Source organism: Microbacterium sp. (assembly GCF_051953575.1).
GTDB lineage: Bacteria > Actinomycetota > Actinomycetes > Actinomycetales > Microbacteriaceae > Microbacterium.
The window spans coordinates 1-11,988 of record NZ_JBQCIP010000123.1 but is presented as its reverse complement, the minus strand read 5'-3'; the positions used below and the strand labels follow the sequence as shown (position 1 = coordinate 11,988).

General features: G+C 70.5%; 11 protein-coding genes and 2 pseudogenes. All 13 read right to left on the bottom strand.

The features are described from left to right. Positions 1-181, bottom strand: a pseudogene (locus tag ACTHNQ_RS07935) (hypothetical protein); the annotation flags it as partial. Positions 182-238: 57 nt separating this feature from the next. After that, positions 239-2,050, bottom strand: a complete 1,812-nt coding sequence (locus ACTHNQ_RS07930; protein ID WP_440332603.1) for an oleate hydratase — start codon at positions 2,048-2,050, stop codon at positions 239-241. Between the two features lie 144 nt (positions 2,051-2,194). Further along, entirely contained in the window at positions 2,195-3,052 is an 858-nt protein-coding gene (locus ACTHNQ_RS07925) for a 3-hydroxyacyl-CoA dehydrogenase (protein WP_440332601.1), read from the bottom strand. Then, positions 3,049-3,708 (bottom strand): TetR/AcrR family transcriptional regulator, encoded by a 660-nt coding sequence (locus ACTHNQ_RS07920; RefSeq protein WP_440332600.1) that lies wholly within the window; start codon positions 3,706-3,708, stop codon positions 3,049-3,051. The genes ACTHNQ_RS07925 and ACTHNQ_RS07920 overlap by 4 nt, the downstream gene beginning before the upstream one ends. Before the next feature lie 45 nt (positions 3,709-3,753). Then, positions 3,754-4,212 carry a type II 3-dehydroquinate dehydratase gene (aroQ, locus tag ACTHNQ_RS07915; RefSeq protein WP_440332598.1) on the bottom strand — a complete coding sequence of 153 codons (459 nt, stop codon included), beginning with the start codon at positions 4,210-4,212 and terminating at the stop codon, positions 3,754-3,756. Between the two features lie 20 nt (positions 4,213-4,232). Continuing rightward, positions 4,233-5,822, bottom strand: coding sequence for an MFS transporter (locus ACTHNQ_RS07910; RefSeq protein WP_440332596.1), 1,590 nt, complete (start codon positions 5,820-5,822; stop codon positions 4,233-4,235). Positions 5,823-5,922: 100 nt separating this feature from the next. Continuing rightward, positions 5,923-6,453, bottom strand: coding sequence for a GNAT family N-acetyltransferase (locus ACTHNQ_RS07905; protein ID WP_440332594.1), 531 nt, complete (start codon positions 6,451-6,453; stop codon positions 5,923-5,925). Continuing rightward, the gene (gene aroB / locus ACTHNQ_RS07900) at positions 6,450-7,526 is read right to left on the bottom strand and encodes a 3-dehydroquinate synthase (protein WP_018170795.1); all 1,077 of its coding nucleotides are present in this window, start codon (positions 7,524-7,526) and stop codon (positions 6,450-6,452) included. Before aroB ends, ACTHNQ_RS07905 begins: the two co-directional genes overlap by 4 nt. Next, on the bottom strand, positions 7,523-8,053 hold the full coding sequence (locus ACTHNQ_RS07895) for a shikimate kinase (RefSeq protein ID WP_440332592.1): 531 nt from the start codon (positions 8,051-8,053) through the stop codon (positions 7,523-7,525). Before ACTHNQ_RS07895 ends, aroB begins: the two co-directional genes overlap by 4 nt. Next, positions 8,037-9,281: a chorismate synthase gene (gene aroC, locus ACTHNQ_RS07890; RefSeq protein ID WP_018170797.1), complete on the bottom strand. Its 1,245-nt coding sequence runs from the start codon at positions 9,279-9,281 to the stop codon at positions 8,037-8,039. The genes ACTHNQ_RS07895 and aroC overlap by 17 nt, the downstream gene beginning before the upstream one ends. Before the next feature lie 30 nt (positions 9,282-9,311). Further along, on the bottom strand, positions 9,312-10,190 hold the full coding sequence (locus tag ACTHNQ_RS07885) for a shikimate dehydrogenase family protein (protein ID WP_440332590.1): 879 nt from the start codon (positions 10,188-10,190) through the stop codon (positions 9,312-9,314). After that, positions 10,157-11,869 (bottom strand): endolytic transglycosylase MltG, encoded by a 1,713-nt coding sequence (mltG, locus tag ACTHNQ_RS07880; protein WP_440332588.1) that lies wholly within the window; start codon positions 11,867-11,869, stop codon positions 10,157-10,159. Before mltG ends, ACTHNQ_RS07885 begins: the two co-directional genes overlap by 34 nt. After that, a pseudogene (locus ACTHNQ_RS07875) lies at positions 11,869-11,988 on the bottom strand (Holliday junction resolvase RuvX); the annotation flags it as partial. The pseudogene ACTHNQ_RS07875 and the gene mltG, both read right to left, overlap by 1 nt.

Genomic DNA, 11,988 nt, shown 5'->3' with positions numbered 1-11,988 from the left:
AGGCGCCGCCCTTGCCGGGCTTGACGTGCTGGAACTCGATGACGCTCCACAGCTGTCCGTCGATGCTGAGGACGACGCCGTTCTTGATGTCTGCGGTGGATGCCATGAGGTGAATCTGTCCGTTCGTCAGGGAAAGTCGTGCGGGGCCGGCGCGCACACTGACGCACTGCCGACAGGACATTCTACGGGATGCCGCAGCCCCGAACCTGGAGCGGGGCTGCGGCATCCCGTCAGCGCATCATTCGATCGCGTCGTCGGAGCGGTCGCGCGCGACCGTTCCCGCATGCTCCGGGATCAGCCCGAAGTCGGTGAGCAGCACGCCCATCTGCGAGTTGTCGAGCTTGTCGAGAAGCCGGCCCTTCAGGAAGTTCGGTCCCGGCAGGTCCACCGCGGCACCGTCTCGCAGCCGGGTGGTCGCCTTCAGCAGGTAGCGGATGTCGTAGCTGGAGTTGAACACCTCCGGCACGCCGCGGTCGATGCCGAGCAGCTGATAGGCGGCCTCCATCGCGGTGCGCACGGAGTACTCCGTGGTGAAGATGCAGTCGCGCGTGGTCTCGGCGAACTGCCCGATGAACGCGAAGTTGACGCTCCCTTCGGGAACGACCTGCGGCCGGTCGCCGGCCGCACGCGGCATGAAGAACGCGGTGACGTACGGCATCATCACCGGCACGCACTTCGCGCCGGTCGAGGCCAGTTCGCGGATCTCGTCGACGGGCACGCCGAGGTGGTACAGCCACTCCTGCGTGATCTCTTCGCCGGTGCACTCCTGCATCGGCTTCTTGACGAAGTCGCCCGGGGTCTCGACGAACAGGCCGTAGACCCACACCACGATCTCGTCGGGCTTCTGCGCCTTGAAGTGCGGCTGACGATTCACCGTCCAGCTCATCAGCCACGACGAGTCACGGGCGGTGACGATGCCGCCGGTGACGACCTTCCCGCTGAACGGGTCGCGCTGAGCGATCTTCTCGATGTACGCGGGGATGCGCTCGTCGACGGTGGTGACCGTCGCGGACTCCCACTTCGTCTTGTCGATGTCGCCGCAGAACACCTCGGGACGCCCGAAGCGATCCGACTTGGCAGCGATCCGCTTCCACAGATCCCACGCCGGGGCGGGGCCGTCCTTGATCATGGCCGGCGTGTGGTGGTCGCCGTCGTCGGAGTTCTCGGTGAGCGACCCGATCGTGACGAGGCACAGATCGTCAGGCCCGAGGTCGACGCCGCCCGCCGCGCCGTCGCCGGTCACCCAGTCGATCCGCGTGGCCTGCGTCCTGTCGTCCTGGAAGTCGAACTGCACGTCCGTCACGGTGTGCTCGAACCGGAAGGTCACGCCCTGGTCGAGCAGCCAGCGGTACATCGGCAGGACGAGCGACTCGTACTGGTTGTACTTCGTGAACTTGAGCGCCGACAGATCGGGCAGGCCGCCGATGTGGTGCATGAAGCGGTGAAGGTACAGCTTCATCTCCAGCGCCGAGTGCCACTCCTCGAACGCGAACATCGTCCGCCAGTACAGCCAGAAGTTGCTGTCGAGGAACTCGCGCGTGAACACCTCGTCGATGCGCTTGTCCTCCATCTGCTCGCGCGTGGCGAGGATGACCTGGACGATCTCCTTCTGCGCCTTGTCGGACAGTCCGAACAGCTTGTCGGTGTGCGCGTCCTGCCCCTGCTTCTCGGTGACGCGGCAGAGTGAGTAGTTGGGGTCGTCCTTGTTCAACCAGTAGAACTCGTCGAGGACGCTGGCGTCCTCGACCTCCAGCGAAGGAACCGAGCGGAAGAGGTCCCACAGGCACTCCATGTGGTCTTCCATCTCACGGCCGCCGCGGATCACGAACCCCTTGTGCGGGTACTCGATGCCGTCGAGCGCGCCGCCCGGCAGCTTCAGCTCCTCCAGGATCGTGATGCGGTCGCCCGACATCCGGCCGTCGCGGATCATGAAGATCGCGCAGGCCATGTTGCCGAGGCCCGCGCCGACGAACCAGGCCGACTTGTCGTCGACCCCCTCCGGCTTGCGCGGTCGTGCGAACGCCTCGTAGTTGCCACTGCTGTAGTACATCCAGTCCCCCCGGATCGGACTCGTGTCCACCGGGTGCGAGTCGACCCGGCGCCTCCCCCTGTCTATCGGATGCCGTCATCCGGCGGTACCGGCAGACGGGGGTTGCGGCGCGGCGGCACGAGCGCTAGCCCGCGTGCGGTCCGGTCAGGCGTACGTGTAGAAGCCCTGCCCGGTGGCCACGCCGAGCCGCCCCTTGTCGATGTAGTTCTCCTTCAGCCATTCCGCCAGCTTCGCGTCGGCGCCCGAGCCGTGGGTGAGGATGTTGTACGGCGTGGTCAGGCCGATGACGTCGAGGATCTGCATCGGGCCCAAGGGGGCTCCCGTGGCGATGCGCCAGGTGCGATCGATGTCGTCCACCTCCGCGTACCCACCCGCCGCAAGCGCCATGGCGGAGTTCAGCAACGGCACGAGGAGCGAGTTCAGCACGTACCCGGCCTTCTCCTTGTGCAGTTCGATGGGCACCATGCCGATATCGGACGCGAAGCGCACGACCTCGGCGAAGACGGCGGGGTCGGTGTCGGGCGTGCCCATCACCTCGGCGGTGTTGAACTGCCACACGCGGTTGGCGAAGTGCAGGGCGAGGAACCGGTCGGTCCGCCCGCTCGCGTCGCCGATCTGGCTCGGCAGCAAAGTCGAGGAGTTGGTGGCGAAGATGGTGGATGCCGGTGCCAGAGCGCCCAGCTTCTCGAAGGTCGAACGCTTCAGGTCGAGGATCTCGGGGATCGCCTCGATGACCAGGTCGGCCTGCGCGGCGGCTGCGAGGTCCGTCGTCAGGTGCAGGCGCTCCTGCGCGGCCTCGATGCTCTCGGGCGTCGCGCCCGCGACCTCGGCGGCGTATGTGTGTCCCAGCCGCGTGAAGCGTTCGCGCGCGGCGTCGAGGGCCTCTTCGCTGATGTCGTAGGCCGTCGCCGGAAACCCGCTGTAGGCGGTCTGGAAGGCGATCTGTGCGCCCAGCACTCCGGTGCCGAGGACGGCGACCGTGGCGATCTTCGTGTCTGTCATTGTTCTTCTCCCTTTCCGTGATCGTCGGGATGCCGGGCCGTGCGGTCCGCTCCGGCGATGATCTGCTGCACCTGTGTCGCCAGAGCCGCGACGGGGTCGTCGATGCGCCAGACGCCCGTGGCGACCTCGATGAGCGCGAGGTGGAGTGCCCCGAACACCGAGCGTGCGGCCTGGACGGCGTCGTCGTCGACCGGTTCGCGACGACCGATGATCGCGGCGATGCGCGACACGAGATCGGCGGCCAGCTGCAGTCCCTCCGCCCGGTAGCGCTCGTTCGCCGTGCCGAAGAGCAGCTCACGCTGATATGCCAGCGTGTTCTCGGCATGGGTGCTCCCCCATTCGAGGACGGGGGCGAGCAGAGCGGTGACAGCGGCCTCGCGGTCCTGTCGGCGTGCGGCCTCATCGGAGCCGTGCGCCATGGCCCGCTCGAACTCGACGTTGTAGACCATCAGCAGGAGCTCCGCCTTCGACGAGGCGTAACGGAAGACGGTGCCCGCCGCGACGTCCGCCCGCTCGGCGATCTGCTGCGTCGTGACGGCGGAGAACCCGTGGGTCTCGAAGAGCGCGGTGGCGGCGTCGAAGATGGCGGCGCGCTTCATGTCCTTGTTGCGTTCGCGTCGTCCTGACGCCGGAACCACCGGGCCGCGATCTGTCATATAAATGAGTGTACTCAAAAATAAGTGCACTTCAACTTCGTGCGATCAACCCTCCGCCTGACCGGTCAGGATGTCGATCAGTCGGGCCGTCGCGGTCGCGTAACCCGCGACCCCCTCGCCGACGACATGGACGACGGCCACGTCGGCGACGTAGGAGTGGTGCCGGAACTCCTCTCGCGCCCTCACGTCCGAGATGTGCACCTCGGCCACGGGCAGGCCGACGCCCGACAGCGCATCGCGCAGCACGACCGAGGTGTGCGTCAGACCACCCGGGTTGATCACGATGCCGGCGCAGTCCTCGCGGGCGGCATGGATCGCATCCAGCAGCACGCCCTCGTGGTTGCTCTGCACAGCCCGGACCTCGAAGCCGCGCCGGGCGGCGGCATCCACCGTCGTCTGCTCGACATCGGCGAGCGTCTCCGTCCCGTAGATGTCGGGTTCGCGGGTGCCCAGGAGATTCAGGTTGGGTCCGTTGACGAGGAGCAGGCGGCGCGGCGTGGTCACGCGCCCACCCTACCGCCGCCTCACGTGTCGGCCGGGGCCCGCGGCGAGGGCTCGTCCTCGGCGTGGTACTGCGCCAGGAGTTCGCGTTCGCGGGCCGCGTTCGGGAACTTCCAGGCGACGAGCGCGGCGCCGATGAGCACGGCGATGACGCCGGCGAGGTACGCCCAGTCCTGCCCCTGCTCGAACGAGATGCGCGCGGCCTTCGTGATGGCGTCCGCGTACTGCGGGTACTGCTCGGCGATGTTCGCGGCGCCGGCGAACGACTCCGTGAGCTGCGCCTGAACCGACGAGGTGATCTGGTCCGCGTCGGGCGCGTCGGCGATCTGCGCGTTCGCCGCCGACGCGTATCCGGCGGTCAGCAGTGCGCCCAGGATCGACTGCATCACGGCCCCGCCGAGGTCGCGCTGCAGATCCGCGGTGCCCGACGCCATGCCGGCACGCCGCACCGGCACGGCGCCGGTGAGCGAACGCGACGCGGGGGTGCCGGCGAGACCGACGCCCGCGCCGACGAAGGCGTAGCCGAGGCCCACGACCCAGTACGGCGCGTCGCCCCGCCAGAGGATGAGCATGGTCACGAAGCCGAGCAGCACGGCAGCGTAGCCCAGCAGGAGCGTGAAACGGGCGCCGCGGGCCTCGACCAGCTTGGCCGAACGCGGCGCGAGGAGCACCATGAAGACCGCGGCGGGAAGGATCGCGAATCCGGACTCGATCGTCGAGTAGCCGAGGACGTTCTGCAGATACTGCTGTCCGATGAACATCGCGCCCATGAGCGAGCCGAACACGATCATGCCGGCGCATGCGGCGACCCAGAAGATGGGGCGGGCGGCGATCGCGAGGTCGTACAGCGGGTTCTTCGCGCGGCGCTGCCGGATGACGAACGCGACGATCGCCGCCGCGCCGATGACGGCGAGGCCCAGCACGAGCATCCCCCTGCCGGGCACGGCGGCGAAGTTGATGGCGAGGATCGCGGCGCCCACCATGACCGCCGACAGCACGCCGCCGAGGTGATCGACCGCGTCGGTCGACTCGTTCACATGGCTCGGCACCACGCGGATGATCAGCGGGATCGCCACGACGATGAGCGGAAGCGTCACGAGGAACACCGAGCCCCACGGGAGCTTCGCCAGCAGCAGACCCGCCAGCAGCGGGCCGAGGGCCGAGATCGCACCGCCCGTCGCCGACCACAAGGCGATCGACCGCGTGCGCGCCGCGCCGCTCCACAGCGCGGTGATGAGCGCCAGCGTCGTGGGGTACGCCATGCCCGCGGCGACGCCGCCGACGATGCGCGCGAGGATCAGCACCTCGACCGACGGGGCGAACGCGCACACCAGACACGCGGGCAGCGACAGCAGCACGCCGATCAGCAGCATCATCTTGCGGCCGTAGCGGTCGCCGACAGCTCCCAGCCACAGCACCGATGCCGCCAGGCCGAGCGAATACCCGACGGCCACGAGGTCGAGCTGCGTCTGCGACGCGTCGAATGCCTTTCCGATGTCGGGCAGGGCGACGTTGGCCACCGCCAGCGGCAGGTTGGCGACCGCTGCGACGATGATGAGCGTCGACAGGATGGCACCGGCGCGAGGCGGTGCGCTCGTGGTGGGGGTGCTCATGCCGTCTCCGTCCGACCCGCGCCTTCTGCGCGTCGCCATTGTGGCAGTCGGACGGCGGCGGTGCCATCGGTCCGTCGCCTCGGGCTCGCCGTCCGCAGGGTCAGAGCGGTCGCGCCATCTCGATCTCCGGGCCGATGGGGCCGGTGAAGGCGACGCCGGTCGGGGCGAACCCGTTCCGACGGTAGGCGGCCTGGGCGCGGGCGTTGTCGGCGTGCACGTCGAGCATGAGGCGCGTGAGCCCCTGGGACGCCGCCCACTCGGCGGCGGCGTCGAACAGGGCGTCGACGGTGCCCGACGCCCGGTACGCCGGGTTGACATAGACCCCCACCGCGTCGGCGCGGCGGTCGTCGACGAACCTGCCCAGCTGGTCGGTCTGGCCTGTGGCGCGGATCAGGACCGAGAGGCTGCCGACCCAGGCGCCGTCGGCCTCCGCCACGAACTGCGCGGCGACCTCGCTCTCGGCGGCGCGGACGGTGCGGTCGCGCCAGAACTCGTCGCTGCGCGCCGCCACCTGCTCCGGGGTCTCGAGGAAGGCGATGGCGGCGTCCGGGTCGCTCGTCGACTCCAGCCGCAGCGCGCGCACCCGGGACCACTCGTCGGCCCGGATCCGCCGTACGGCCGGGGTGGTCACCCCGCGACCTCCTGGTAGGCGGCGAACAGCAGCGACTCGTCGGGCGCCTGCAGCACGGTGGGCTTCGCGATGTCGTCGAGCACGATGAAGCGCAGCATGCCGCCGCGGCTCTTCTTGTCGCGCTGCATGGTCGACAGCAGCTGCGGCCATGCGCCGGGGCGGTAGCTCGTCGGCAGGCCGAGCGACTCGAGGATGTCGCGATGGCGCTGGGCTGCGGCATCCGGAAGCCGTCCCGCCAGCCGCGACAGCTCGGCCGCGAACACCATGCCGACCGAGATCGCCGCACCGTGGCGCCAGCGGTAGCGTTCGGCGTGCTCGATCGCGTGGCCGAGGGTGTGACCGTAGTTGAGGATCTCGCGCAGGCCGGCTTCTCGCAGATCCTCGCCGACGACGCGGGCCTTCATGTCGATCGCGAGCTCGATGGTGCGCCGGAACGCCGCGCTCTGCGGGTCGACGGCTGCTTCGGGATCGGCCTCGACGAGGTCGAGGATCTCGGGTGCCCAGATGAACCCCGCCTTGACGACTTCGGCGTACCCGGCGACGCGCTCGTTGCGCGACAGCGTGTCGAGCAGGTCGAGGTCGCACAGCACCGCGCGCGGCGCCCAGAACGCACCCACGAGGTTCTTTCCCTCGGCGGTGTTGACGCCGGTCTTCCCGCCGACAGCCGCGTCGACCATGCCGAGCACGGTCGTGGGGACCTGGACGATCTCGACACCGCGCAGCCAGGTCGCCGCGACGAAGCCCGCGAGGTCGGTGACCGCGCCGCCGCCGAAGCCGACGACGACGTCGGTGCGGGTGAAGTCCGCCTTGCCCATGACCTGCCAGCAGAAGGCCGCCACCTCGATGCGCTTGCCCGCCTCGGCGTCGGGGATCTCGGCCAGCAGCACTTCGCGATCTGCGACGAGCTGCCCGCGCAGGCGCTCGGCCTCGGCGGCCAGCGTCGGCGGGTGGATCACGAGCACCTTGCGCGCTGCAGGCGGCAGGGCCTCGCCGAGGGACGAGAGGATGCCGCGCCCCACGGTGATGTCGTAGCTCGCGTCTCCGCGCACGGTGATGGTCGTGGCATCCGTCATGCCGTCTCCTCCGGGTCGTGCTCGCCGCGCACCCACGAGACGAGCGCATCGACGATGTCTTGGATGGGGCCGCTCGACGTGTCGAACGTCACGTCGGCGAGCTCCTCGTATACGGGGCGCCGTTCTTCGTAGATCGCCGTCCAGCGCTCGATCGCGTCGTCGCCCTGCAGCAGCGGGCGGTTCGAATCGCGTACGCGTCCCGCGACGACGCGGGGTGCGACCGTCAGGAGCACGACGCGGCGTCCGGCGAGATCGGCGCGGGTGTCGGGGTGCAGCACCGCTCCCCCGCCGAGCGACACGATGCCGCCCGTCGCGAGGCCTTCGGCGACCGCTGCCCGCTCCAGTCTGCGGAAGTGCGCCTCGCCGTGTTCGGCGAACAGCCGTTCGATGGGTCCGTGGTCGCGCACCACTGCCGCGTCGGTGTCGAAGAACGGCACGCCCAGGGCGCGCGCGGCCTTCTTGCCGATGCTGGTCTTGCCGGCCCCCATGGGGCCGATCAGCACGACCGCGTCAGAGGGCGAGGTCATGGCTGACAGCGACGTCGCCGGTCAGGGCGGTGTCGCTCTCGGCGGCGGTGCGCAGGGCCTCGGGGATCGCCGCGAGGTAGCCCTCGAGGTTGCGGCGCGTCTCGGCGACGCTGTCGCCGCCGAACTTCTCGAGCACCACCTCGGCGAGCACGACGGCGACCATCGCCTCGGCGACGACGCCGGCCGCCGGCACGGCGCACACGTCGGAGCGCTGGTGGTGCGCCTGCGCGGCGTCGCCGGTCGCGACGTCGACGGTGTGCAGCGCCCGCGGGACCGTCGCGATCGGCTTCATGCCCGCGCGCACGCGCAGCACGGTGCCCGTGGACATGCCGCCCTCGGTGCCGCCGGCCTTGTCGCTGGAGCGGGTGATGCCGTCCTCGGCGGTGTACAGCTCGTCGTGCGCGGCCGATCCGCGCCGCCGCGTGGTCTCGAAGCCGTCGCCCACCTCGACGCCCTTGATGGCCTGGATGCTCATGAGCGCCTGCGCGAGCTTCGCGTCCAGGCGCCGGTCCCAGTGCACGTGCGAGCCGAGCCCGGGCGGAAGGCCGTAGGCGAGGACCTCGACGATGCCGCCGAGGGTGTCGCCGTCCTTCTTGGCCGCGTCCACCTCCTCGACCATCGCGGCGCTCGTGGCCGGGTCGAAGCAGCGCAGCGGATCGGCATCGAGCGTGTCGACGTCGTCGGGGGTGGGCAGCGCGGATCCGGCGGGGACCTGCACGGGGCCGATCGACAGCGTGTGGCTCACGAGACGGATGCCGAGCTCGCTCAGGAACGAGCGGGCGAGCGCGCCCAGCGCCACGCGCGCCGCCGTCTCGCGTGCGCTGGCGCGCTCGAGGATCGGACGGGCCTCGTCGAACCCGTACTTCTGCATGCCGACGAGGTCGGCGTGGCCGGGGCGCGGGCGCGTGAGGGCGGCGCCGCGGCCGCGGGACTTGTCGGTGAGCTCGACCGGCTCGGGGCTCATCACCTCGACCCACTTGGGCCACTCCGTGTTGCCGATGCGCAGGGCGATCGGGCTGCCGAGCGTGTAGCCGTGGCGGACGCCCGACGAGATCGTCAGCTCGTCCTCTTCGAACTTCATCCGCGAGCCGCGGCCATAGCCGAGCTTGCGGCGCGCGAGATCCGCCTGGATCGCGGCGCGGGAGATCGGGACGCCCGCAGGCAGACCCTCCATGACGGCGACGAGTTCGGGACCGTGCGATTCGCCGGCCGTGAGCACGCGGAGCATTGCTCCAGTCTCCCACGCCCGGGAGGGGGGTTACGCCGCGGCGGGCGCTTCCAGCACGCGGCGCATCGCCCGCAGCGCCTCGGCCTCGCCGCCGAGCGCCGTATCGGGGTCGCCGTGGCGGAAGATGCGGATCTGCAGCAGCGCCTGGTGCAGCAGCATCCCGAGTCCGGATCGCGCGGTCCCCCCCGCGCGCTCCCACGCCGCCGACAGCGACGTGGGCCAGTGGCCGTAGACCACGTCGAGCAGCAGCCCGCCCGAGGCTGCGAGGGCATCGGCGGCGGCATCCGCCACCGGCGCATCGCCGGGGAGCGTCGCGATCGTGAGGGACACGGCGTGGAATGCGGATGCCGCGAACGGCGCCGCCGTGACCTCGATGCCGAGGCGTCGGCCGAGGGTCGCGAGCTGCTCGACGGCCTCGGGACGGCGGGCGACCACCTCAACGGTGCGGGCGCCCAGTTCGCCGAGCGCCACGAGGGCGGAGGTCGCAGTGGCGCCGGCGCCCACCACGCGCGCACGCGGCACGTCGGCGATGCCGTCGTCGGCGAGGGCCCGGACGATGCCGCCGACGTCGGTGTTGAACCCCCTCGGCCCCGCCGGGTCGAGCAGCAGCGTGTTGACGGCACCGGTGAGTTCGGCGCGGCGGTCGATGCTCACCGCGGCCGCATGCGCGACGCCCTTGAGGGGCATCGTGAGCGACAGGCCCCGCCAAGACTCGTCGAGTGACGCGAGCTCCGCGGCGAACGACGCTTCGTCGACGCGGCGGCGTCCGTAGCTCCAGTCCAGCCCGAGGACGTCGTACGCCGCGGCGTGCAGCTGTGGCGAGCGGCTGTGCGCGATGGGGTCGCCCCACACCTCCAGGCGGGCGGCTGCCGGGTTCAGCACCCCGAGTCCGGGTGCTCGGAGCACCACTGCTGCATCTGCTTCACGTACTTGAGATGCTCGTTGTACGTCTGCGAGAAGACCGTCTCGCCGGTGTCCATGTTCACCGTCACGAAATACAGCCACGGGCCGTCGGCCGGGTGCATCGCCGCGTTGATCGCGACGTCGCCCGGGTTGGCGATCGGACCGATCGGCAGACCCGCGTGGACGTAGGTGTTCCACGGGTTCGGGTCGTTCTGGGCCTCATCCGAGGTGCTGGCCGACCCGGCGTGCAGCTCTCCGTAGCCGTACTGCGCGGTCGAGTCCATCTGCAGCTTGCCGAACGTCTCCTGGTTGCCGGGGTCCAGCCGGTTCAGGATGACGCGCGACACCTTCTGCATGTCGGCCTCGAACCGCGCCTCGCGCTGGATGATCGACGCGGTCGTCAGCACCTCCTGGCGCTTCTCGACCGGCACGCCTGCGGCATCCAGCGATTGGATCGTGCGGTTGACGAGGGTCTGGATCGCCGTCTGGGCCGACGTCCCCGGATCGAACGTGTAGGTGGCGGGGAAGAGCCAGCCCTCGAGCGGCTGCCCACCGGCTGCGGCGATCGCGGGGTCCACGGTGATGCCGTACACGGACGGGTCGGCCGCGGCGGCCTGCAGGTCGGCCAGCGGGATGCCGGTGCCTTCCGAGAGGCGCTTCAACGTGCCGTCCACGCTGTAGCCCTCGGGGATCTGCGCGGTGTTCTCCTGCCGGTTGGCAGGGTCCATCAGCGCGGCGAGAGCGGCTTCGCTCGTCATCTGCTTCTGCAGGGTGTAGACGCCGGGCTGGAAGTTGGGGTTCTGGCCGGTCTCGATCAGGTAGTCATAGAAGGCGTTTGCCGTCTTGGTGACACCGGCCGCGTGCAGGGCCTCCGAGATGGGCTGGCCGGTGTCGCCTGACATGATGGTGATCGACGTCTCGCCGTTGGCCAGGCCGGGCTCGTAATCCTTGGGCTCTTCCCACCCCATGACCTTGCGGATCTGGGGCTCGTACGTGTTCCATACGTACAGGCCGCCGCCGGCGATGCCCCCCAGGATCAGCAGCACCACGCCAAGCGCGATCCAGCCGCCGATGCGGCGGCGCTTCTTGTTCTTGGGCGGGGGCGCGTGCCCGATGTCGTCGGTCGAGGTCGAACCGTTGAACAGGTCTTCGAGCGTCGCCGTCTGAGGGCGCTGCGCGTCCGGGGCGGGCTTCTTCTCGGGCATCGTCGCCGTTCGGGTCGCCGTGGCGGTCACCGTCGCGGTCGCGCCGGTGTTGCCCCGACTGTAGGGCATGGCGGGGGTCGTGTCTCCAGAGAACAGCCACGGATCGGTCTCGGGCGTGGCGTCGGCATCTGCGCGCGTCGGGCGCGGCGCCCTCAGCGGAACGGGCTGGAATCCGCTGCCGGGGGCCTCCACGGGAGCGGCCTCAGCTGCCGGAGCGCCCGGCGACGCAGGGGCGGTGGGACCGCTCCCGATGACGGGCGTCGAGCCGGTGATGAGGGATTCCCATGACACCGCGGGGGCGGGGGCGGGGGCAGGCGAGAGCTGAGCCCATGCGGGGGCGGATGCCGCGGGCCCGGGCGTCGCCGGCGACGCCGGTGCGGTTGTCGGTGTGGATCCCGTCGCCGCCTGCCGAGCGGCGGCCTCGCGGGCGGCGCGACGCGACAGCGGTGCTGCGGCGGCCTCGGGCGATGAGTCGGGCATCAGGCGGGCTCCTGGGGGACGGGGGTTCCGGGCGGCCGGCCGGTGCTCTTCTCGACATCGAGCGCCTGCTGAAGCAGCACGACAGCGGCGACCTGGTCAACGATGCTACGCGACGATCG

Coding starts and splice junctions, on each gene's coding strand:
- aroC (WP_018170797.1), bottom strand. CDS start 9,281: ATGCTCCGCGTGCTCACGGCCGGCGAATCGCACGGTCCCGAACTCGTC.
- ACTHNQ_RS07910 (WP_440332596.1), bottom strand. CDS start 5,822: ATGAGCACCCCCACCACGAGCGCACCGCCTCGCGCCGGTGCCATCCTG.
- ACTHNQ_RS07920 (WP_440332600.1), bottom strand. CDS start 3,708: ATGACAGATCGCGGCCCGGTGGTTCCGGCGTCAGGACGACGCGAACGC.
- mltG (WP_440332588.1), bottom strand. CDS start 11,869: ATGCCCGACTCATCGCCCGAGGCCGCCGCAGCACCGCTGTCGCGTCGC.
- ACTHNQ_RS07925 (WP_440332601.1), bottom strand. CDS start 3,052: ATGACAGACACGAAGATCGCCACGGTCGCCGTCCTCGGCACCGGAGTG.
- ACTHNQ_RS07930 (WP_440332603.1), bottom strand. CDS start 2,050: ATGTACTACAGCAGTGGCAACTACGAGGCGTTCGCACGACCGCGCAAG.
- aroB (WP_018170795.1), bottom strand. CDS start 7,526: ATGACGGATGCCACGACCATCACCGTGCGCGGAGACGCGAGCTACGAC.
- ACTHNQ_RS07895 (WP_440332592.1), bottom strand. CDS start 8,053: ATGACCTCGCCCTCTGACGCGGTCGTGCTGATCGGCCCCATGGGGGCC.